Source organism: Limosilactobacillus mucosae (assembly GCF_046939755.1).
GTDB classification, from domain to species: Bacteria; Bacillota; Bacilli; order Lactobacillales; family Lactobacillaceae; genus Limosilactobacillus; species Limosilactobacillus mucosae_A.
The window spans coordinates 1-315 of sequence record NZ_JBKZAY010000115.1; the positions used below are offsets into that span (position 1 = coordinate 1).

The following is a 315-nucleotide window of genomic DNA, read 5'->3' on the forward strand; positions in this document are numbered from 1 at the left end:
ACCATGTACAGGTTCGAATCCTGTCTGGGGCATTGGCTTTTCAGCCCTAACTAAACATTTCAAATGCCCCAGTGGCGGAACTGGCAGACGCGCAACGTTCAGGTCGTTGTATGGGTGACCATGTACAGGTTCGAATCCTGTCTGGGGCATTGTTCAAACAGTCGTTGACACGCGGCTGTTTTTATTTTCTTGATTATCATGTCCGTACCGTCCAATCATATTTTCCAATAGTCAACACTGAGATTCTCAGCTGTCAACATGCCTACCCGCCATACCAGCAGGCTCACTTTGCCAAAGAAATCCGAAAAAAGTAAA

The 315-nt window shown here is 46.7% G+C and carries 1 tRNA gene; it reads left to right on the forward strand.

Going from position 1 to position 315, the window contains the following annotated elements:
- Positions 1 to 65: 65 nt before the first annotated feature.
- Positions 66 to 149: transfer RNA gene (locus ACLUWI_RS10430), tRNA-Leu, on the forward strand.
- Positions 150 to 315 lie beyond the last annotated feature (166 nt).